Here is a 20,865-nt window from a genome sequence, read left to right as displayed (position 1 = left end):
GTAGCAGCTCCTTTAAGCAGTTAGTTTGGTAGAAAATAGGGTGAGGATATCTTCTGGCTTCATCGCATGGTGCAGCTGGTCAATCGTTTCTTGATGAACGAGCATCTTGGATACTTCCGATAAGTAGTACAGATGGTTGGATGCTGTTCCTTTAGGGATAAGCATGGCAATGACGACTTTGATCGGCTGTCCGTCCAATGCTTTCCATTCGACACCGTCAGCCAGTTTGAAGATGATGATCGCTGGTTTCTGTACTTCATTCCGTTCTGTATGAGGAATGGCGATGCCTTGTTCCATTCCGGTTGTACTCTCCTTTTCCCGCTGGATAAAGCCGTCTACAATAGCAGCTTGGTCTGTGATGATCCCATGTTGTTTTGCTGTTGCAGCGATTTGCTGGAATACCTCTGTTTGAGTAGCTGCTTTTACATCTATCTTGATGGTGTCGACAGACATAATCTGACTGACATCGTGTACAGGCTCTGTTACAGCTGCCGTCTCTGCAAGTGGTGCTTGTTCTGTGTTGCTTTTAGCAGCAGTACGCTTCTGATCCATACCGATCAAAAAACCGCTCACGACTGCACCGGCCAGGATGGCCAGCACCCAAAGGAATGGATGTGTCACGATCGGCAGAACGATGAATCCGCCATGTGGAGCTGGTACTTGCACTTTGAATAGATAGGTAAGGATTGCTGCAATGGATGAACCGATCATGAGAAACGGAATGACCTTCAGCGGCTTTTTGGCTGCGAATGGAATGGCTCCTTCCGTAATATGAGTCGAACCAAGCAGGAAGTTCACCAGACCGGCACTGCGCTCGCTTGTGCTGTAAGCTTTGCCTGCAAATAATGTTGCAAATCCAGTAGCAATCGGCGGAACGATACAAGCAGCAGATACACCTGCCATAAAGAAGAAGTTACCATCCGACAGCAAAGCTGTTCCTGTTACGTAAGCTGCTTTATTGACTGGACCGCCCATATCGAATGCACACATGATTCCTACGACAAGACCTAAAACGATTGGGTTTGAATCTTGGAAGCTTGCCAGAAAATCCATCATGGCTTGGTTGATCCAGCCCATTGGAGCCGAGATGAACCACATAGCGAAACCGGCGATGAAAATACCGAAGACCGGGAATAAGAAGATGGATTTCAAGCCGTCAAGCTGTTTTGGCAATGCCTTGAACAAATAACCGAGTCCAAGGATGATATAACCTGTCATAAAACCACCGATAATACCGCCGAGGAAACCAGTTCCGTTTGTGAAAGCAATCATACCGACGATAAAGCCGATGATGAGGCCGGGGCGTTTGGCTATGGATTCGGCAATATATGCACAGAGCACCGGAACCATCAGATTCATCGCAATGCCGCCGATTGTATTCATGTAATAAGCGAATTCGTTGTATTGCGAGCTTTCTGGATCGGCAGAGTGGATACCGAACATAAGGGAGATGGCAATCATGACACCGCCCGCTACGACGATTGGAAGCATGTGGGAAACGCCGTTCATGAGCGATACATAAATACTGCGTAAAATGGAATCTTTCTGCTGCGGTTCGGAGCTGCCTGCAGAAGCAGTGTGCGGCTGTCCATCCTTATAAATAGGTGCTGTTTGATTGACGATGGCATCAATAAGTTTATCTGGCTCTTTAATGCCTTTGCTGACGGCCACGTTGACAACTCGTTTGCCGATGAAGCGGTCACGGTTTACATCTTTATCCGCGGCGATGATGACGCCGTCGGCTGCATCAATTTCGGCTTGTGTGAGTGCGCCTTGGACACCATCCTGTCCGTGGGTTTCCACTTTTATGGATATGCCGCGTTTCCGAGCGGCTTCCTCCAAGGCTTCCTTTGCCATGAAAGTATGGGCAATACCTGTAGGGCAGCCAGTTGCGGCTATGATTCTATACGTCATGTTTCACACCCCAATTTCTTTTTAATTGGATTTGACCTGCCAAGTAAGGAACGTCTTTCAGTTCAGACAATCCAGAAGTAAAAGCTGTCGATGAGCCGGCAGCGGTTGCAAAAACCAAAGCCTCTTCCTCTGGAGCACCGTGCATCAGCTTGCCTGCAAAAGCTGCCAGCATCGTGTCCCCAGCACAGGCTGTGTTCACAATCTTGCCAGCGGGAGCGTTTACGGCGAGTTCTTGTTTGGTGTCGCAATACAAGGCACCTTGAGCCCCGCGGGATAATAGTACTCGCTGAGCCCCGCGCTTGAGCAGCTGTTGAGCAGCAGTTTGGAGTTCGGCTAAGTTTGTATGGTCCGATAGACCGAACCATTTGGCCACTTCCTCATCATTTGGCTTGATGAGATAAGGCTTATACGCGAGACAGTCCAGCAGCACTGGAGAGCTGATATCAAGCACCAGTTTGACGCCTTGCCGATGCGCAATACGGGCGATGTCGATATAAATGTGATCATCAACGCCGCGTGGCAGACTGCCTGAGACAAATAACCAATCCTCTTTTTTTAGGCGGCGTAATTGCTCCAGGAGCTGTTCCTGGGCCTGCACCGAAATGACAGGGCCTCTATTTACTGCTTTGTATTCCATTGTTTCTGCACGGATAAAGGTATTGATCCGGGTAATGCCATCCACTTTGATGAATGCGGTTTCAATTCCGGCGGCTTCAAGCTCTTGTTCAATGAAATTACCGGTAAAACCACCGAGGAATCCGGTTGCCTTATTGGGAATGCCTAGTTTCTCCAATAGGAAAGAGATATTGATGGCTTTCCCATTCGGCTGATACTCTTCAAATATGCTTCTGTTAACGACGAAAGGATCAAAAGAGTCAAACTCGGAAAAAAGATCGATCGCTGGATTCATCGTACATGTATAAATCATCCGCATCACTGCCTATCTGTGTTTTTCTTACAACCTCATTATGGCACGCCCTGTGTTGTAAATGTTTTCAACATCCGCTTATTTCGGTACAATATTGGTAAACGTTTACACGGGGGATCACCATGAACGGAACATTTCTGGCGCGGATCAGCCAATATACAGAAAAGATGAGTGAAGCAGAGCTGTATTTGATTCGTTATATACGGGATAATCTCAATACAATCCCTAAATTGTCGATCGTACGTTTAAGTGAAGATGCGAATGTTTCCACTGCTACCATTGTTCGTACAATGAAGAAGCTTGGTTATAATGGGTTCACCGATTTTAAAATTCGGCTTAAGGATGAGAATGATCAGAATCCAAACTTTACAATCATCGAGCAAGTGGACGAAGAAATAAAAGATGCGATTTTGAAAAATGAACAAGAAGTGATGAGAACGATCGAAATGCTCAATAGTGGATTGATTGAAGATACTGTACAAAAAATGTTGCATAGCCAGCGCGTGATCCTTTTCGCAAGGGGATTCTCTGAACTGATAGCAAAGGAGATGCAAGTGAAGCTGCAGCTGCTGAACAAGTATGCAGAGCTACATGATGATCCAAATATCATACGTACGAAAAGCAAGCGACTTGCAAAAGGGGATTTGGTCATTTTTGTTTCGCTGAATGGGTATACAGAAGAACTGGTAGATGCAGCGAGGAGCTGTCAGCAAAACGAGACGGGTACAATTGCCCTGACATGTAACAAAAACAGTCCGCTTGCCTCGCTGGCTGAGTTGACGTTGATCGGCTACAAATCCGAGACGTCTTATTTTCCTGATTATGAGGTGAGGTCGAGACTTCCGCTTCAGGTGATATCGAGAATACTGCTGGATGCTTACGCCATCCGGGCAGGAAAGTCCTAATCTTTAGGAAAGGAAGAGAATATGCCAACTTACAACAAGCTTGTACGAGATCATATTCCTACCATCATTCAGCAAGCAGGGAAAGTACCTAAAACAACAATACTTGATCAAATACGCTATGTAGAAGCATTAAAGGTCAAGCTATTGGAGGAAGCAAACGAAATCCTCAAAGCTGATGAACAAAATGAAATAGCAGAGGAAGCAGCTGATCTGTTGGAGGTACTATATGCTCTTCTCGATGCAAAAGGTATATCTTTAGAGGATATAGAGCATGTGCGCCAGCAAAAGCGGGAAGAACGGGGAGGGTTTGAAGATAAAGTTTTTCTGATAGAAGTGAATGACTAGGCTTGGATGACCCTATATTCCACAACTAGAACCAGATTCCTTAAATGGAACCTGGTGTGTTTTCTTGTTCTTTCATTGCGTCATCCAACTCCTCCAACTTCCATTCTGCTTGGTTGAAATCCTCTACGAAACTGCTTATCTTTTCATCCATGCTTTCAGGATTGTTGGTTGTTGCATAGTTGATTAGCGTGCTTACTTGCATATCGAGGGATGTTCGCAGCTTCTTCGTAATATACGGGACGCTGTTTGTATCGGATTTTGTCAAGTGATCCGGATACTTATCGAGCAGCTTTTCGACTTGGTGAAGCTGCGCGTATTCATCCTCTTTGATGGAGCGGATCGTGACATCGGATTGAGTGAGGATTCGCTTGCTGGATTTGTTTTCATTTGCTGACATGAAAGCCCGAAGTTTATTCTCTTTACCGGGAAAGCGAATCTTTTCCACAAGTTCATGGACATTGCGACCGATGGCAGCCTGATATAAGGGCTGTGCTGTGTCCAACAGTTTAGATGCTTCATTTGTTTCTGCTTCAGTCATCGCTTCCAGGTCTTGATGCAGTGTTTCTGTCATGGAGCGGATTTCATCAGGTGATTGTATAGAATCATCACTGCCGGCAGCATAAGCTACGATGTGAAGCTATCTCGGATTTTGTAATAATCAGCATAGCTGAACGAAGCATCTTGTTCTTTTGCAGTCTCGTTATACGTTTCCCGTGCACTTAAATAAGCGGACATGAGAGAATTTACCGTTTCATTTTCGGGGGCGGTGACAGAAGCGTGTTCTTGTTTATGGCTGCATCCGACGAGGAGGAAGAAGATAAGAATGATGATAGCAGTATGTCTGAACATTAGTTGGCCTCCAAATTCCCTGGTAAGTAATATTACCTATTATTTTGCAAAATAATCTGTCTTTTGACATGGTATTCTTACAACTTTAACAAATTATTTAGTTGCGTAATGACGGTGATGATTCAATTACATATAAAAAGCGATATTTAGAGGAAACTGACCGGTAAAAGCCAATCAGTTTCTTTTATTTCAAGCATATCTGCACCACTTCTTGGGGATGACTTGTATAATATGCAGCAGACAACCGTAAGAAAGGAAGTTACATATGGATTTACAACTACAGGATAAATTGGTCGTGGTCACAGGGTCGACTGGCGGAATCGGGAAAGGAATTGCGACGTCTTTCTTAAGAGAAGGTGCGACAGTGATCATCAATGGGCGTAGTGAAGAACGTGTCCAATCAGTAACGGAAGAACTGTCTGCAATCGGGAAGGTACATGGTATTGCAGCGGATCTCTCAAATGGGGAGCAAGCAGATGTCTTTATCGGTAAAGTGAAGGGATACGGGGCAGTGGATGTCTTGGTGAATAACATGGGTATCTTTGAGGTGATGGATTTCACCAACGTAACGGATGAAGAATGGATGCATTATTTCAACATGAATGTCCTGAGTGTCATTCGCCTGTCTCGTGCATTCCTGCCAGATATGCTGGAGCAAAACAGCGGTCGTATTCTTACGATTTCCAGTGAAGCGGGTGTGAAGCCGCTGCCGCATATGATTCCATACTCTGTTTCCAAGTCAGCGCTTATCAGCCTTTCCCGCGGGATGGCGGAGCTTGCGAAGGGGACAAATGTGACGGTGAATAGTGTACTGCCTGGTCCGACATGGACAGAAGGGGTGGAGAGCTACATGAAAGGAGCAGCAGAAGCTGCCAATCAAGAGCTGGAGAAGTTCACTGCTGATTATTTCAAGGATAGCGAACCGACTTCGTTGATCCAGCGCTATGCGACTGTGGAGGAAGTTGCGGACACTGTCGTATTTCTGGCTTCCAAACAAGCATCTGCGATTAATGGTACCGCGCAGCGTGTAGAAGGCGGCATTATCCGCGCATTGTAAAAAATGAAGGACTCAGCTCATCAAAAGAGCTGAGTCCTTTTCTTATAGATATTGTGCCATCCATGCCCTGACATGCCCGAGCAATCCCAACTGTTTTGACGTAAAAGATAAAAAGATACAGCAATTAAGTAAGGAGAGCTTTAAGACTACTGGAACGTCTCCATCGTTAAATCACTGTTCACGCCTGCAGCTGCTCGGGATCCATGTGCTGCTGCTATGATCAGCTGAGATGGAGCGATAATAGATGCTTCTCCTGCTGCATATACGTCTTTGACGGACGTTCTGCCTAACTCGTCAACCAGGATACCGCCATTTTGCTTCATATCACAGCCGAGGGAAATGATAAATCTGTGAGATTGTCCCAATTCTGTTGTAACAATACCACCTGATCGTGCTATTTCAGTTCCATCTGTGAAGGTCACTTTTTCCAAGTGGCCATCTTGTCCGTGCAATTGACTGATTTTCTCTTCGATGATGCGTATCCCATGCTTTATAAGCAGCTGTGCCTCTCTTTCAGGAATAACAGAATGACCATTGGTACAAACAATTAAATTCTTGCTCCATTGAGAGAGTATTTTTGCCATATGAACGGCATTTTTGTTTTCGGATATTACAATCAGGGGTTTATCTCGTAATTCCCAGCCATCGCAATAAGGACAGCTGAATAGGCTTTTGCCGTAATAATCATGGATATCCGGTACATCAGGTAGGTTTTCTTTCAGACCTGTTGCGAGAATGACTTTTTTAGCTGTATACACACCGCCATCCCGAGTCATTAATTGAAAAGCAGTTCCGTTTGATCTTTTTATCTCCACAACCTCGGCATTCTGAATGGCGATGGATGGATATTTGTTCAAATCCTTATGGGCCATTTCCCGAAACGCAGCCGGGGATATTCCATCTCTAGTAATAAACCCATGCGATTCCTGTGTTACTGCGTTTCTCGGTTTATCATTGTCAAATATTGTGATATTCCTCCTGGCCCTTCCTAATACAAGTGCTGCATTCAAGCCCGCAGGTCCACCGCCGATAATAGCGCAATCCAACATAATTACTCCTCCTTTTATTTTAATAGATATTAAAGACTGTTTATATCTACAATAGTTGTAGAAAAAATCAACCTGCTTCAGATTTAAGATAATCCGAAACGCGTTGGTCGATTTTTTGCAATACTAGCGCTATCGTTTGGGAGTGCAAATGTTCTTCCATCTTCTTCTCGGCTTCGTTCATGGTTTGCTGAATGAAGCAATTCTCCCTATCATGGACATGATTATCCAAGCTGCAGTGGAATAACGGGTTCAAGCCTTCTACTGCTTGAATAACATCCAAAAAGGTAATGTCCTCGACATCCTTTATCAATCTATAGCCGCCTTTTACACCAGGTGCAGAGATAATCAAACCAGCTTTGACAAGGGTGGTTAATACTTTGGAAAGGTAAGTAGGAGACACCTTCTGTATCTCGGCCAAAGGTTTAACACCTATTGCCTTTCCTGATGGTAGTAAACCCAAATAAGCGATAGTATGAAGTGCGTAGTTAGTGGCTTTGGTGTATTTCATCATCCCATACTCCTTATTATAGATTCGATGAGTCTATAATAGACGTGAATGATGCCGTAGTCAACCATAAGAAATGAGTTAGTCTATTCTTAACTGTTCAAAGCCTTCCTTATATCCATTATCGCCTGCAAGTGCATCCCTTCATGAAATATTGTCCTTACGAGCACTTGCTCGATAGTTTGCATTCCAAGATCGATAGCCGGATACTCTTCATCAATCCGGTCAGCATACCTTTCAAAAATTCGATCTGGCTGTGCTTGTAGCAAGGAAAGCAGTTCATTGAATTCAGGGGTTTTGTTTGTGAAATCTGCAGGAGTGGTGCCATAACTAAACCAATTCTTAAAACCATCGGGGATGGGGGCTTCTTCTTTGGTTAATGCTTGAATCCAAGAATATTGATCCAGAAAAACGTGCCCCAGATTCCACCTGACATTATTACGGAAGCCTCGCGGAATAATATCAGCCTCTTCTTTGGTGAAACTCTTAGCTAACTGTAGCAGTTCATTGCGATACGTTCTCATTTGTCCGAGCAGTATTTCCTGGCGTTTTTCCATTGTCTTCACTCCCTTTATTCTACACTTCTGCGTTGATCTCCTAAAAACCTCCAAATTATGTTTCGCTGCTTCGATGAGCGACAGTTTTTCGCAATTTTTCTTCTAGAACCTTAAAGTAATCAGACAAGAAACCCTGGAACTTTTCAGCTATTGGGCTAAGGTACCTTCTGGTGGACCAAGCCAAGCCGATTGTCCGTTCACAGATGGGATCCTGCAGGCGAATGACCGGTAAGTGGGCTGTTTTATTGCCGATTAATGATACAGAGGGTATGAAGGCAATTCCAAGCCCCTTGTCAACCAGTTCCCCGATGACACCGGGTTCATCTCCTTCAAATGCGATATGAGGTTTAAAACCTGCCAGCTGACAATATTTATCGGTCAAATTACGTATGCCATAGCCTTCGTTCATGCTGACGAATGCTTCATCGCGGAGTTCATAAAGGGAGATATGACTTTTTGTCTCAAGCCAATGACCCGGAGGGGCTATCAACAGGATCTCTTCCGTCATAAGCGGCCGCCATTTGATGTCCTCAGCCTGAATCGGAACAGAAGAAATGCAGAAATCGAGTTCGCCGCTGCGCAGTTTTTCCGTCATTTTCGGGACGGACTGTACGTATTGCTTGAAATGAACCTGTGGCTCTTCCTTTAAGAAGCCGCTGATCAAATCGGGTAATACCCGGGGAATCGTGACAGAAAGCCGAATCGTGTGGTCGTTTTTTTGATTCGATTCATCCAGTTCACGCCGTGCTTCCCGCAGCTCATGAAGGACAGCCTCCACACGCCTAAGGAATATCCTGCCGTTTTCATTCAATTTTATTTGTCGATTGTATCGCTCAAAGAGCTTTACACCTAAATCCTCCTCCAAACGACTGATTGCCTTACTAAGGGAAGGCTGGGCAATATTCAATGCTTCGGCAGCATGTGTCATGTGCTCTAGTTCAGCAACTTTCTTGAAATAATGCAGCTGTAATAATTCCACGTTCATCCTTCTTTCGGATAGATTAAAGACTATTATTTATAATGATATATGTATTATACATTATGCACTGAAGCCGTTATGCTATTTAGATGTTCAATATTTCACAAAGGTAAAGGTGAGGAAATTATGAAAGGATTAAAATTAGGCTTTTTTGACATAAAGCGGATGTGGCAGCATATACACGGACGAATTGCACTTATTTTCTTGCTGATTATTCCGGTCGTGTATGCCGCGCTTTTCCTTGGCGGCTACTGGGATCCATACGGTCATATCGAAGATTTACCGGTGGCAGTGGTCAACCAGGATGATGGTGCCACCATGGATGGAGAGGAAATGCATGCCGGGAATGATTTCATCAAGGAATTGAAGAAGAGCAAGGCGCTGGACTTCGATTTTGTATCAGAAGAGAAGGCAGAAGCTGGACTGGATGATGGGAAGTATTATATGAAAGTGACCATCCCGAAAGACTTCTCCGAGAAAGTGACAACGCTGATGGACGATAAACCAAAACAAGCGGAATTGACGTATGAAGTCAATCCGGGTAAAAACTTCGTAGCAGCTCAAATCAGTTCTTCAGCGATGGAGGAAATGAAATCCAAGCTCGCGAGCAGCATTACGAAATCGTATGCTGATAGTGTGTTCACCAGCTTCCATGAAGTAGCTGCAGGGTTGCAGGATGCTGGTGATGGTGCGGGCGATCTGCACGAAGGTATCACCGATGAACAGAGCGGATTGAAGGATTTGCAAAATGGAATTGGTGATGTGAATAGTGGTGCCTCCGATTTGGCGGATGGCACAGAGCAGCTAGCTGCAGCTCACGGCAAACTAGCTGATGGCATCGGCAGTCTGCATACAGGTGCCTCTGATTTGGCTAGCGGATTGGGCCAGTTGGATGATGGTGCAGCGACACTGAAATCCAATACGGATAAAATTGCGGATGGCTTGTCTGATTGGAATAAGCAAAGTGAGAAACTATCGGAAAGCCAGGATAGCTTCACATCTGGATCTGAGGATCTGAGCGATCTGATTGCTTCCTATATGAAAGAGCATCCGGAACTCAAGGATGATAAGACATTCCAGCAAATCGCAGCAGCCTCCGAACAGCTGGCGGACTCATCAGCTAAATTGGCTGATGGTCAGCAGCAGCTTGGAGAAGGTGCCGATAAGTTGGCATCAAGTGAAGAAAAAATAGCGGATGGAATGGATAGCTTCAGCGAAAAATTCGGCTCAGCTGTTAGTGGGGCCAATAAACTAGCTAGCGGTGCGTCCGATTTGGATAGCGGTTTTGCTGACTACACCGAAGGCTTTGGATCCGTGCAGAGTGGGGCGGCCCAACTTGCTGCTGGGACCGGTAAGCTGTCAGATGGAGCGACTCAGCTAGGTGATGGTATGACCAAGCTTTCTGACGGTTCGGATGAGCTTGCAACTAGCTTGCAGGATGCAGCTGACAAAACAGCAGACATCCAGTCCAGTGATGCTTTGACCACGATGTTCGCTGATCCGGTCAAGCTGACAGAAAAACAGCTGTCGGACGTGCCGAATTATGGTGTTGGTATTGCCCCGTACTTCTTGTCACTTGCCTTGTTCGTCGGGGGCTTGATGGCCGCCAACATCCTGCCGCTTGGCAGAAGACAGGATATGCAAGTATCCGGAACGGTGCAATTCTTCAGTAAACTGACATTGGTTTATGTCGTGGCCATTGTTCAAGCAGTGATACTCGATTTGATCTTCTTATTCGGATTCCAAGTCGATGTGAAGAGTATTCCGTTATTCTTCTTATCCAGTATCATCGTGTCCATGACAGTCATGACGATCATTCTAACGCTCGTGACGTTATTTGGAAACCTAGGGAAACTGCTCGCAATTGTATTGCTGGTTCTGCAGCTTGCAACATGCGGCGGGACATTCCCGAGCGAACTGACTGTTTCCGCATTGGCTTCTGTCGGCAAATACTTGCCGATGGCGCATTCTTTGCATAGCTTGCAGGAAGCAATCACACTAGGTGACTGGTCGATATTAGGTAATCAGCTTGTTGATCTGTTGATTTATCTAGTTGTCGTCGGTGTTATCGGATGGATTGTTTCTCATCTGCAGCACAGACCGAAAAAAGAAGATGAGCTGGAAGCAGCTTGATGGAAAGACCTGTTCTGCGGAGCGGGTCTTTTTGTCAATCAACATTGAAAGCGGTTGCATTCGGTATGGGAACATCTTATAATGTAAGGAGAAAACATAACTGCATCCTACTTAATTGAAGGTTGTTACTGATTAGATCAGGCAAGACTTCAACATCCGATCAGAAGGGCTATCCTTGGCTCTCTTAGTCGTTTGTTGGAGTTTTTTCTTTTTTCGTGAAAGGGGGCAGACATGGAGATACATCGCGTGATCAATAACAATATTGTCGTAAGTGAAGATTCGCAAGGAGATGAAGTCATCCTGATTGGAAAGGGGCTTGCATTCGGACTAAAGCGAGGCGACTCAATTCAAGATAAGCGAGTCGAAAAAAGATTCTATCTCGAGGATAAAGGGCTTTATGCGAAATTCAAGAAAATGCTGCAGGAAGTATCGCTAGAGGAAATCCACATAGCGGACGATATTATCAGCATGGCACGCAGGGAACTGAAACGGGATTTCAATGAAAGTATTTATATATCTTTGCCGGATCACATCCATGCAGCTATCAAGCGTTACGATGATGGAATCCAACTGCAAAATGGTCTCCTATGGGAAATCAAGCGAATGTATAAAGAAGAGTTCAAAATAGCAGAAAAAGCTGTGGCTTATATTAACGATCAATTCGGAGTTGATTTAGGAGAAGATGAAATGGGGTTCATCGCCTTTCATTTTGTCAGTGCCGAGCTGAATAGTGAAATGAATGCCATCACGAAGATAACAAGGTTCATGAAGGAGATCGTGAACTTAGTCACCTACAATCTTCAAGTTTGTATTGATGAGCATTCCATGAATGGGTTCCGGTTTATGACGCATCTCAAATTCTTTGCCCATCGTGTCGTGAATAAAGAACCTCCTGAGATGCGGGAAGATACGGTCCTGTATGACATCATCCGGGAGAAATATCAAAAAGCATTCGAGGTGGCGCTAAAGGTAAAGGATTATATCAGTAATCAGTATAACTATGAAATCAGTGATATTGAAGTCACCTATTTGACAGTGCATCTGCAAAGGTTTTTGGAAAGGAAAACTGAATGATGATTTCTAAGCTCGTTACTCTTTTAGGAGGCCAGACTTAGATTGTAGCAATGCTTTATTCTGCTATGATCTGAGTCTTTTCTATTTCAATGGAGGTGTAAAAATGGATAAGAAGGAATTGGCCGCCAACATATTGGAGCAAGTAGGCGGCGAGAAAAATATAAAAGACGTGTACCATTGTGCAACAAGAATGCGTTTTACACTGCTGGATCGTTCTGCAGCTGACAAGTCGGCGATAGAATCCTTGTCAGGTGTTGTAACTGTTGTAGAAAGCGGGGGGATGTTTCAAGTCGTCATAGGAAATGACGTCAGTGATGTTTACGATGAACTGCTCCAAATCACATCTCTGTCCACTTCTTCAACGGAGAGTGCAACCGAAAGACAGAAAGAGAATCTATTCAATCGTTTTGTCGATCTTATTTCGGGGATTTTCAGCCCGCTGTTAGGTGTACTGGCAGCTTCAGGTTTACTTAAAGGTTTGAATGCTGTACTCGTCAGTTTCGGCTGGATTGATCAAACCGGCGGAACGTATAAAGTGCTGAATGCAGCCGGAGACAGTTTCTTCTATTTCCTGCCGATTTTTTTGGCCTTTACGGCAGCTAGAAAGTTCAAGGTGAATCAATTCCTGGCTGTTGCTTTAGCAGGAGCATTGATATACCCCGATCTTGCCACAGCATTCAAGGAAGGAATCTCCGTCGATTTTATGTCCATTCCGGTTGTCCTTGCCCAATATAGCAGTACGGTCATACCAATCATCTTAGCTGTGTGGGTATTATCCTATGTAGAGGGCTTTTTCAAAAAACTATTCCACGAGAGTGTCAGGAATTTACTAGCGCCTTTCTTCTGCTTGGTTATCATGGTTCCTCTGACATTGCTTGTTGTAGGTCCGATTGCAACATTTGCAAGCAGTTCCATAGCAGCAGGATATCTGGCTATTTATACAATCAGCCCTATTGTATCCGGATTGATCATGGGTGCGATGTGGCAAGTATTGGTCATTTTTGGACTGCACTGGGGATTGGTGCCGGTCATGCTGAACAATATCTCCGTATACGGAAGGGATACATTAAGCGCCATGACAGGCCCTGCTGTGGCTGCACAAGCCGGAGCAGCGCTGGGAGTTTTCCTGAAAACACGAAACAAAGGTATGAAGGCGTTGTCTTTGCCAGCATTCGTTACAGGTCTATTCGGTATAACGGAGCCAGCCGTTTATGGGGTTACTTTAAAATTGAAGCGTCCATTCCTTTTGGCTTGTATAGCAGGGGCAATCGGCGGCGGTATCTCAAGTGCATTCGGAGCAAGCGCAATCGCAACTGCAACGAAAAGTATCCTGACATTTCCTATCTTTGTTGGCCCAGGTTTTATCGGATATGTACTTGGTTACTTTGTTGCGCTGGTTCTGGCATGTGTCCTTACTTACCTATTTGGATTCAAGGAAGAAGCAGACCCTGCTCGGGAAAAGCAAAGAAATGAAGAAATTTCCTACAACAAAAACAAGGGAGAAGTTGTTGTAAGTCCGATGACTGGAGAAGTATTGAGACTTGCTGAAGTGGATGATCCTGCGTTCGCATCAGGAGGGATGGGACAAGGGATTGCGATAATTCCATCAGAAGGAAAACTGTATGCACCAATCGACGGGAAAGTGGAAATGGCCTTTCCGACAAAGCATGCCTACGGCTTTAGGACAGTTGACGGCGGAGAAGTGCTGATACACATTGGGCTGGATACGGTGAAGCTGGGAGGAGAAGGATTTACCTCTTACGTGAAAACAGGTGACAGCGTGACAAAAGGAGACTTGATTGCGGAATTTGATCTGGATTCCCTTCGAAAAAAAGGCTTCGACTGCACGACACCGATTGTGATAACGAATGCATTAAACTACCAAGAAGTCATACCTGAATCCAAAAAGTTTCTAAAACATGGTGAGACAGCTATAACTTTGGTTGGAAGTAGTGATACAAACGAAAAGAAGGAGATTTCGTGATTTTACCTTAAAAACATTCTCACAGGCTTGCTTTTTCTATTGACACCGTATGATAGACTGTAAGCAGCAAATTGAAAATAAAGGATAGAGTTCATGCAGATTGATAAACCAAAATTAGCGATGGAATTGCCTGAAAAGAGAATGCACGACATCTTCTTTGAAGAAGAACCGGAATTGGAAGTATGTCAGGTGCAGCAAGCTGATTTCGCTAATGAATCAGTATACCGGCTGCGCTTATCGAAAGTAGTGATTCGCAATAGCCGTTTCAACAACACAGACTTTACCGGAATGGATCTGCTGGATGTTCGATTCGAGAATTGTGATTTTTCGAATGTAAAAATGAGCAAGTCGTCGATTCATCGAGTAGAATTCCAAGGCTGTAAAATGCTTGGAGCCGATATGACCGAGTCTAGCCTCGGCAATGTCCATTTCCATGATTCATTAGTGAATCTAGTATCTTTCGGTAGGTCCAAGATGGAGAAAGTGATTTTTTCCTCCTGCGGACTGCAAGGAGCGGACTTTTATGCGAACCGGATGAAAAAGCTGGAATTTACTGATTGTGATTTGAATGAAGCGAATTTTGAGCAGACATCTCTCAAAGGAATCGATCTGAGCACAAGTAGTTTCCAGCAGTTGACCGTATCTATTGAAAATCTGAAAGGCTGTATCGTTTCTCCTCATCAAGCAATCCAATTAGCATCATTGATTGGACTTGTGATTAAGTAAAAAGCTTCCCGAGTGGGAAGCTTTTTTAATTAGCGGGCTGTAACGTGCTTTTAGCAGTGACAAGACGCAGAATATAAAGCATTACGATGACTGCGTACAGGAAGAGCCAGATGTTGAGGATGCCGTGAATGATGGCCATGCCAAGGAATCCCGCTGCCAGTACGTAATAGGACATTGGCAATATTGCTTTTCTGATGAGCGACCCTTCCTTGCCTACCAATCCTACAGTGGCAGAAGCGGCAACAATGTTATGGACGCAAATCATATTACCGGCTGCCCCGCCCACTGCCTGTAGGGCGACAACTGTTCCTGCCTGATGGACATCCAGACCGATATTTCCTGCAGCTCCGAATTGGAACAGGGAAAACATCATATTGCTGAATGTGTTACTGCCTGCTATGAAGGCTCCCAATGCTCCAACTGTTGGTGCAACGATCGGCCATAGACTTCCGGTAAGCATAGCAACGGATTCAGCCAGAATGAGCGGCATATTTTGCCCAGCGAGTGTTTCTGTGGCAGCGTTTACTTTGTCAGCGGCTAATGAGGTATGAAGGAAAATCTTGATCATTGGTACGGCGAACAGCAGTGCAATCCCAGCACCGACAGCTGTTTTAAACGAATCTTTCCATGCATTTTTGTACTCATTTAACTTCATTCGATGCAAGAAAAAAGAAATTGCAGAGACAACAATGAATAAGAATCCAGGTAAATATAGCGGAGTGGAGGTAGTAGTTATTCCCGAACCGAAAGTGTCCGTGAAAACAATCTTCCATGATTCAAGTAACTGTTTGAATGGATCATAGGAGCGGGATAATACAAGTATACCCGCGACCAAAACATAAGGAAGCCAGGACATCCACATCGGAATGGTGCGTATGGGTTCTTCTTCTAGAGATACTTGATTGAGTTTGCCTATCCATTCTTCTTCCCAGTGATTCTGCTCCGGGAAATCGAAGGTATTATCTTTTGGCATAAACCAGCCTTGGCGAGCTGCCGGGATAACGATCAACAGGGCAATGAGCGCGCCAAGCAGGGAAGGAAATTCAGGTCCGAGCAGTATGCCGATCAAGTAATACGGGATTGTAAAAGCAAATCCGGCAAACAAAGCGAACTTCCACGCTCGCAGTCCTTCCAAGAAGGACTTGTTGGGACCGAAGAAACGCGTAAGGCAGGCAGAGACGAAAAGCGGAATGATGGAACCGACTATAGCATGGACGAGTACCACATCCGATGTTATATAAAGTAAGTATTCAAAGTAGCTCATATCAGTCTGCTGCAACCCAGACAGAACTGTTTGCTGATCAGTAAGCCCTGTATTGACTCCGATAAGAATCGGTGTTCCGACGGCACCAAAGGATACCGGAGTACTTTGGATAATCAAGGAAACAAGAACGGCTGCCATGGCAGGAAATCCGACAGCAACAAGCAGCGGTGCGGCAATGGCAGCAGCTGTCCCATAGCCAGCTGCACCTTCGATGAAGCATCCGAACAGCCAAGCAATAAGAATGGCTTGGATACGCCGGTCAGGTGAAATGGTCATAAAGCCGCGGCGGATTGTATGGATAGCACCAGACTCCTTCACCGTATTCAGCAACAGAACAGCGCCGAATACAATAAAGATGACTTCAAGAGCAGTGATCAGGCCATTAAAAGCAGCACCTGCCACCACATTGGTTTTCGTCCCCCAAACGAAAATGGCAATCAATGCTGTAACAACAAGTGCAACTGGCATTGCCCGGCTGGCGGGCCAGTTTAAGATAACAAGAAATAATAAAATCGTCATGATTGGTACTAAAGCGATCAATGATAATATAAGTAAACTCATCGTCCTTTCCATCCCCTTTTAGTAAGCGTTTTCAATCAGATAGTAAAAATATGGTCATCTGATGACCTGTTTACATTATAAAGGGGGATTTTTTGAAAATGCAATGAAATTTTGGGAAATTTCCGTTTATAATGAGGGGGAGGTGAGAACCCAATGAAATACAAACAAATCAAACCGAAAAAAATATATGAACAAGTAGCGGATGAGCTGCTTTCGATGATACGGGATGGCAATCTGAAGCCAGGGGAGAAATTGGCCAGCGTCACGCAGCTGGCTGAGAACTTCCAAGTCGGTCGTTCCGCAATAAGGGAAGCACTGGCAACGCTTCGTGCTATGGGCTTGGTGGAAATGAAGCAGGGCGAAGGTACTTATGTGAAAGCATTCGAACCAGAGGAAATCGTTTATCCGCTTCAGCATGCACTGCTCATGAGCGGAGAGGACCGGGCAGAATTGATGGAGGTTCGTCATATACTGGAAACGGGTATTGCAGCATCGGCCGCACTGAACCGGTCTGAAGAGGATTTGGAACAAATGGAAAAAGCGCTTCAGGAGATGAAGGCATACACAGGAGAACCGGAGAAGGGGGAGAAAGCTGATCTGGCATTCCACATGATTATCGCCGGCGCAGCGAATAATAAGCTGCTTCTGCGTCTCATGCATCATGTATCGGATTTGACAGCGGAATCCATGCGCGAAACGAGACAGATTTGCTTATTTGGTGAAGAAGCAGCTCCTGAGGAATTGAACAAGCAGCATGAAGCGATATTGCATGCTATTCGTTTGCAGCAGCCAGAACAAGCAAGGCTGGCAATGGTGACACATTTGCAATATGTAGAAGGAGTAATCCGTGCCTATTTAGATTAGGAGAAGCCGCCAACTGAGGTGGCTTTTTCTTCCTATGCAGGAGTTGGAAAATGTAAGCGGTTGTAGTATGATGGAGTAAGACATTATTCAGGTCATCTGATGACCTTATCTGTGAGGTGACAGCATGAAGGTTACACTATTTGCGACATGTATTGTGGATATGTTCCAGTCCGATGTGGGGATAGCTACGGTCGAAGTGCTGGAAAGACTCGGCTGTGAGATTGTATTTCCGGCACAGCAGGTGTGCTGCGGGCAGCCGGCATACAATTCCGGCTATGTGGAAGATGCCAAAAAAGCGATGAAGAAGATGATTGCAGCATTCGAGGATGCCGAGGTGATTGTCACTCCGTCAGGATCCTGTGCCACCATGTTCAAGGATTATCAGCACGTTTTCCAGGATGATCCCGATTGGCGTTCACGTGCAGAGCGATTAGCCGAAAAGACATATGAACTGACAGAGTTTATCGTGGATGTTTTGAAAATAGAGGATGTCGGGGCGAAGCTTGAGGGGATAGCCACTTATCACCCATCCTGCCATATGACACGGCTGCTTGGAGTGAAGGATGCACCGATGAAGCTGCTTTCGCATGTGGAGGGCTTGGAAATGCAACCGCTTCCGAATGCGCAAAATTGCTGCGGATTCGGCGGGACGTTCTCCGTGAAGATGGGAAATATCTCAGAACAGATGGTTGATGAGAAAGTGGATTCAGTAACCGAAACGAAAGCCAGCTATCTGATTGGGGCGGATGGCGGCTGTCTGATGAATATTGGAGGCAGAATGCAGCGGCGCGGCAAACCAGTCAAAGTGATGCATATCGCTGAAGTGCTAAACAGTCGGTAAGGGGGAACAACCATGGCGATGAAGATCGGGAATGAGAAGTTCAAGGATAATGTGAATAAGCAAATGGAAGACACATTCATGCGCGGGGCAGTTGCCGGGGCCCAGGAGCGTCTTCGGACGAGAAGACTGGATGCAGCAGAGGAGCTCGGGAACTGGGAGGAATGGCGTTCCCATGGGGAAGAGATACGTCAGCACACACTTGATCATCTGGATTACTACTTGCAGGAGCTTTCCGAGAATCTGCAAAAGCGCGGTGGTCATGTATTTTTTGCCGCCACTGCAGAAGAAGCGAATGACTATGTGAAAGGTATCGTGAAAGAGAAGCGGGCCAAGAAGATTTTGAAGGCGAAGTCGATGGTTACAGAGGAAATCGGCTTGAATGCTGTATTGGAGCAGGAAGGCTGTGATGTCATCGAGACAGATCTTGGCGAATATATTCTGCAGCTGGATGATCATGATCCGCCTTCGCATATCGTCACACCAGCACTGCATAAAAATAAAGAGCAGATCAAGGATGTCTTTGCCGAGAAGCTGGAATACAAACAGACTTCCGAGCCAGAGGAACTGGCTCTGCATGCAAGGGAAAAGCTCCGTCAGGAATTCCTGCAGGCTGACATCGGCATTACAGGATGCAATTTTGCCATTGCCGAATCAGGTTCGGTAGGATTGGTGACGAATGAAGGAAACGCTGGCATGGTATCCGATTTACCGGATACACAAATCTGTGTCATGGGGATGGAGCGGATTGTACCGACATTTGAAGAATTTGAGGTACTTGTAGGACTGCTGACAAGGAGTGCTGTCGGTCAGAAGCTTACGAGCTACATTACCGCTTTGACAGGTCCGCGGACCGCAGGGGAAGTGGATGGACCATCAGAGTTTCATTTAGTCATCGTTGATAATGGGCGTTCCGGGATTCTTGGAACCGAATTCCAATCTGTCCTCCAATGTATCCGGTGTGCGGCGTGCATCAATGTTTGCCCGGTTTACCGACATATCGGCGGACATTCCTATAATTCGATTTATCCTGGCCCGATCGGAGCCGTGCTGACTCCGCTGTTGGGTGGATATGATGATTTTAAAGAGCTGCCATATGCTTCGACGCTGTGTGCGGCTTGTACGGATGCTTGTCCGGTAAAAATTCCATTGCATCAGCTGCTTCATCGTCATCGACAAGTGATTGTGGAAAAGGAAGGACGGGCACCGATTTCGGAGAAAATGGCGATGAAAGCATTCGGGATAGGAGCTTCATCCAACCCGCTTTATGCAGCTGGATCAAAGGTGGCAAGCTCGGTCATGAAGCCTTTTACAAAGGATGAGACCATTTCAAAAGGACCAGGTCCGTTGAAGGCTTGGACGGAAATCCGAGATTTTCCGGCTCCGAACAAAGAGCGTTTCCGCGATTGGTTCAAGCAGCATCAAAAGGAGAGTGGCAAAGCTTGATACAAAATAGGGAAGCATTCCTTGCAAATGTCGCCAGTCGTCTAAGCCGCACAAAGGTGCTGACAGAGCGGCCGGAACGGAATTGGAATTATCGCCCGCAGGATAAAACACTGACTGATAAAACCCAGGATGAACTAGTGGACATACTCCGCGATCAATGCCGGCTTATCCACACCGAGCTGATTGAGACTGATTCGGCTGCTTTGCCGAATGTATTGGCAGAAGCCGTGGCTGCCTACGGTGGCGGCCCACTGGCCATTTGGCAGGATCCCCGCTACGAAGCATTCGGCTTGCGTGAAAAGCTTCAATCGTGGCCGAAACAAGGGATCGATGTACATGAATGGAATCCTTCCATCGGCTATGACAATATCAGTATTGTGGAAAAATCCAATATCGGGATTACGTTCAGCGATATCACGCTTGCGGAGTCCGGGACGGTTGTCCTCTTTTCAGGGGAAGGCAAAGGCCGCACGGTGAGTTTGCTGCCGAATAAATATATCGCACTTATACCGAAAAGCACCATTGTCCCTCGCATGACCCAGGCAGCGCAGCAAATATCCAAACAAGTACAGGAAGGGAAATCCATCGCTTCTTGTATCAATTTCATCACCGGACCAAGCAACTCGGCTGATATTGAGATGAACTTGGTTGTAGGGGTCCATGGTCCTGTGAAAGCAGCTTATATCGTGATAGATGATAAATAGATGACAAAGTGAAAACGGCTGTTTATGCCGTTTTTTCTTTTACTAAATGGTGAGTGCTTGATTCGAGTTGCAGCGTTCCAGCAAGAAAGAGTTTGGCGGAGCGCACGAGTGATAGACTTTTTAGAAGTGATTGATAATTTTTAAAAAATAGTTTGACATTCAATTAGAAAACCCATAACATGG

Annotated in this window: 20 protein-coding genes; 11 read left to right on the top strand and 9 right to left on the bottom strand. The window is 45.5% G+C overall.

From position 1 onward, the window contains the following. Positions 1–12: 12 nt before the first annotated feature. Both BLQ53_RS03920 and pfkB read right to left on the bottom strand, forming a co-directional pair. A complete protein-coding gene (locus tag BLQ53_RS03920; RefSeq protein WP_093725995.1) occupies positions 13–1,914 on the bottom strand; it encodes a fructose-specific PTS transporter subunit EIIC in 1,902 nt (633 codons plus the stop codon). After that, a complete protein-coding gene (gene pfkB, locus BLQ53_RS03915) occupies positions 1,904–2,842 on the bottom strand; it encodes a 1-phosphofructokinase (RefSeq protein WP_093725994.1) in 939 nt (312 codons plus the stop codon). The genes BLQ53_RS03920 and pfkB overlap by 11 nt, the downstream gene beginning before the upstream one ends. A gap of 122 nt (positions 2,843–2,964) precedes the next feature. On the opposite strand from pfkB, the gene BLQ53_RS03910 reads away from it, so the two are divergent. Continuing rightward, the gene (locus BLQ53_RS03910; protein WP_093725993.1) at positions 2,965–3,747 is read left to right on the top strand and encodes a MurR/RpiR family transcriptional regulator; all 783 of its coding nucleotides are present in this window, start codon (positions 2,965–2,967) and stop codon (positions 3,745–3,747) included. 21 nt (positions 3,748–3,768) lie between these two features. Further along, positions 3,769–4,092, top strand: a complete 324-nt coding sequence (locus BLQ53_RS03905; protein ID WP_093725992.1) for a nucleoside triphosphate pyrophosphohydrolase — start codon at positions 3,769–3,771, stop codon at positions 4,090–4,092. Positions 4,093–4,132: 40 nt separating this feature from the next. Here the strand turns inward: BLQ53_RS03905 and BLQ53_RS03900 are convergent, their stop codons facing one another. Continuing rightward, a complete protein-coding gene (locus tag BLQ53_RS03900; protein ID WP_093725991.1) occupies positions 4,133–4,663 on the bottom strand; it encodes a hypothetical protein in 531 nt (176 codons plus the stop codon). A gap of 53 nt (positions 4,664–4,716) precedes the next feature. Continuing rightward, positions 4,717–4,941: a hypothetical protein gene (locus BLQ53_RS03895; protein WP_093725990.1), complete on the bottom strand. Its 225-nt coding sequence runs from the start codon at positions 4,939–4,941 to the stop codon at positions 4,717–4,719. A gap of 265 nt (positions 4,942–5,206) precedes the next feature. Here BLQ53_RS03895 and BLQ53_RS03890 point away from each other — a divergent pair, with 265 nt between their 5' ends. Continuing rightward, positions 5,207–5,998, top strand: a complete 792-nt coding sequence (locus BLQ53_RS03890) for an SDR family NAD(P)-dependent oxidoreductase (protein WP_093725989.1) — start codon at positions 5,207–5,209, stop codon at positions 5,996–5,998. A 146-nt stretch (positions 5,999–6,144) separates the two neighbouring features. Here BLQ53_RS03890 and BLQ53_RS03885 read toward each other — a convergent pair whose 3' ends face one another. The 4 genes from BLQ53_RS03885 to BLQ53_RS03870 all read right to left on the bottom strand — a co-directional run bounded on the left by BLQ53_RS03885 (position 6,145) and on the right by BLQ53_RS03870 (position 9,088). Further along, positions 6,145–7,047: an NAD(P)/FAD-dependent oxidoreductase gene (locus tag BLQ53_RS03885; RefSeq protein WP_342005076.1), complete on the bottom strand. Its 903-nt coding sequence runs from the start codon at positions 7,045–7,047 to the stop codon at positions 6,145–6,147. A 67-nt stretch (positions 7,048–7,114) separates the two neighbouring features. Beyond that, on the bottom strand, positions 7,115–7,555 hold the full coding sequence (locus BLQ53_RS03880; protein ID WP_093725987.1) for an Rrf2 family transcriptional regulator: 441 nt from the start codon (positions 7,553–7,555) through the stop codon (positions 7,115–7,117). An 89-nt stretch (positions 7,556–7,644) separates the two neighbouring features. Beyond that, the gene (locus BLQ53_RS03875) at positions 7,645–8,109 is read right to left on the bottom strand and encodes a DinB family protein (RefSeq protein ID WP_093725986.1); all 465 of its coding nucleotides are present in this window, start codon (positions 8,107–8,109) and stop codon (positions 7,645–7,647) included. A 55-nt stretch (positions 8,110–8,164) separates the two neighbouring features. Further along, on the bottom strand, positions 8,165–9,088 hold the full coding sequence (locus BLQ53_RS03870) for a LysR family transcriptional regulator (protein ID WP_093725985.1): 924 nt from the start codon (positions 9,086–9,088) through the stop codon (positions 8,165–8,167). Between the two features lie 126 nt (positions 9,089–9,214). Here BLQ53_RS03870 and BLQ53_RS03865 point away from each other — a divergent pair, with 126 nt between their 5' ends. The 4 genes from BLQ53_RS03865 (at position 9,215) to BLQ53_RS03850 (ending at position 15,005) form a co-directional block, all read left to right on the top strand. Continuing rightward, complete coding sequence (locus tag BLQ53_RS03865; RefSeq protein WP_093725984.1) at positions 9,215–11,221, top strand: YhgE/Pip domain-containing protein; 2,007 nt, start codon at positions 9,215–9,217, stop codon at positions 11,219–11,221. A 231-nt stretch (positions 11,222–11,452) separates the two neighbouring features. Then, positions 11,453–12,295 carry a BglG family transcription antiterminator LicT gene (gene licT / locus BLQ53_RS03860; protein WP_093725983.1) on the top strand — a complete coding sequence of 281 codons (843 nt, stop codon included), beginning with the start codon at positions 11,453–11,455 and terminating at the stop codon, positions 12,293–12,295. Positions 12,296–12,398: 103 nt separating this feature from the next. Then, positions 12,399–14,279: a beta-glucoside-specific PTS transporter subunit IIABC gene (locus BLQ53_RS03855; protein ID WP_093725982.1), complete on the top strand. Its 1,881-nt coding sequence runs from the start codon at positions 12,399–12,401 to the stop codon at positions 14,277–14,279. Positions 14,280–14,372: 93 nt separating this feature from the next. Then, positions 14,373–15,005, top strand: coding sequence for a pentapeptide repeat-containing protein (locus BLQ53_RS03850; RefSeq protein ID WP_093725981.1), 633 nt, complete (start codon positions 14,373–14,375; stop codon positions 15,003–15,005). A 25-nt stretch (positions 15,006–15,030) separates the two neighbouring features. Here BLQ53_RS03850 and BLQ53_RS03845 read toward each other — a convergent pair whose 3' ends face one another. After that, a complete protein-coding gene (locus BLQ53_RS03845) occupies positions 15,031–16,830 on the bottom strand; it encodes an L-lactate permease (RefSeq protein ID WP_093725980.1) in 1,800 nt (599 codons plus the stop codon). A 153-nt stretch (positions 16,831–16,983) separates the two neighbouring features. Here BLQ53_RS03845 and BLQ53_RS03840 point away from each other — a divergent pair, with 153 nt between their 5' ends. From BLQ53_RS03840 to BLQ53_RS03825, 4 genes are all read left to right on the top strand, one after another. After that, positions 16,984–17,694, top strand: a complete 711-nt coding sequence (locus BLQ53_RS03840; RefSeq protein ID WP_093725979.1) for a FadR/GntR family transcriptional regulator — start codon at positions 16,984–16,986, stop codon at positions 17,692–17,694. 124 nt (positions 17,695–17,818) lie between these two features. Then, the gene (locus BLQ53_RS03835; protein WP_093725978.1) at positions 17,819–18,535 is read left to right on the top strand and encodes a (Fe-S)-binding protein; all 717 of its coding nucleotides are present in this window, start codon (positions 17,819–17,821) and stop codon (positions 18,533–18,535) included. Between the two features lie 12 nt (positions 18,536–18,547). Further along, entirely contained in the window at positions 18,548–19,978 is a 1,431-nt protein-coding gene (locus BLQ53_RS03830) for a LutB/LldF family L-lactate oxidation iron-sulfur protein (RefSeq protein WP_093725977.1), read from the top strand. Next, on the top strand, positions 19,975–20,682 hold the full coding sequence (locus BLQ53_RS03825) for a LutC/YkgG family protein (protein WP_093725976.1): 708 nt from the start codon (positions 19,975–19,977) through the stop codon (positions 20,680–20,682). The genes BLQ53_RS03830 and BLQ53_RS03825 overlap by 4 nt, the downstream gene beginning before the upstream one ends. Positions 20,683–20,865 lie beyond the last annotated feature (183 nt).

This window comes from Terribacillus halophilus (assembly GCF_900101385.1).
Classification (GTDB): domain Bacteria; phylum Bacillota; class Bacilli; order Bacillales; family Amphibacillaceae; genus Terribacillus; species Terribacillus halophilus.
This window is presented reverse-complemented; position numbering and strand designations above follow the sequence as displayed.

Bases quoted from the DNA above. Each gene is read 5' to 3' on its own strand.
- BLQ53_RS03920 (WP_093725995.1), bottom strand. From the start codon at position 1,914: ATGACGTATAGAATCATAGCCGCAACTGGCTGCCCTACAGGTATTGCC.
- pfkB (WP_093725994.1), bottom strand. From the start codon at position 2,842: ATGATTTATACATGTACGATGAATCCAGCGATCGATCTTTTTTCCGAG.
- BLQ53_RS03910 (WP_093725993.1), top strand. From the start codon at position 2,965: ATGAACGGAACATTTCTGGCGCGGATCAGCCAATATACAGAAAAGATG.
- BLQ53_RS03905 (WP_093725992.1), top strand. From the start codon at position 3,769: ATGCCAACTTACAACAAGCTTGTACGAGATCATATTCCTACCATCATT.
- BLQ53_RS03900 (WP_093725991.1), bottom strand. From the start codon at position 4,663: ATGACAGAAACACTGCATCAAGACCTGGAAGCGATGACTGAAGCAGAA.
- BLQ53_RS03895 (WP_093725990.1), bottom strand. From the start codon at position 4,941: ATGTTCAGACATACTGCTATCATCATTCTTATCTTCTTCCTCCTCGTC.
- BLQ53_RS03890 (WP_093725989.1), top strand. From the start codon at position 5,207: ATGGATTTACAACTACAGGATAAATTGGTCGTGGTCACAGGGTCGACT.
- BLQ53_RS03885 (WP_342005076.1), bottom strand. From the start codon at position 7,047: ATGTTGGATTGCGCTATTATCGGCGGTGGACCTGCGGGCTTGAATGCA.
- BLQ53_RS03880 (WP_093725987.1), bottom strand. From the start codon at position 7,555: ATGAAATACACCAAAGCCACTAACTACGCACTTCATACTATCGCTTAT.
- BLQ53_RS03875 (WP_093725986.1), bottom strand. From the start codon at position 8,109: ATGGAAAAACGCCAGGAAATACTGCTCGGACAAATGAGAACGTATCGC.
- BLQ53_RS03865 (WP_093725984.1), top strand. From the start codon at position 9,215: ATGAAAGGATTAAAATTAGGCTTTTTTGACATAAAGCGGATGTGGCAG.
- licT (WP_093725983.1), top strand. From the start codon at position 11,453: ATGGAGATACATCGCGTGATCAATAACAATATTGTCGTAAGTGAAGAT.
- BLQ53_RS03855 (WP_093725982.1), top strand. From the start codon at position 12,399: ATGGATAAGAAGGAATTGGCCGCCAACATATTGGAGCAAGTAGGCGGC.
- BLQ53_RS03850 (WP_093725981.1), top strand. From the start codon at position 14,373: ATGCAGATTGATAAACCAAAATTAGCGATGGAATTGCCTGAAAAGAGA.
- BLQ53_RS03845 (WP_093725980.1), bottom strand. From the start codon at position 16,830: ATGAGTTTACTTATATTATCATTGATCGCTTTAGTACCAATCATGACG.
- BLQ53_RS03840 (WP_093725979.1), top strand. From the start codon at position 16,984: ATGAAATACAAACAAATCAAACCGAAAAAAATATATGAACAAGTAGCG.
- BLQ53_RS03835 (WP_093725978.1), top strand. From the start codon at position 17,819: ATGAAGGTTACACTATTTGCGACATGTATTGTGGATATGTTCCAGTCC.
- BLQ53_RS03830 (WP_093725977.1), top strand. From the start codon at position 18,548: ATGGCGATGAAGATCGGGAATGAGAAGTTCAAGGATAATGTGAATAAG.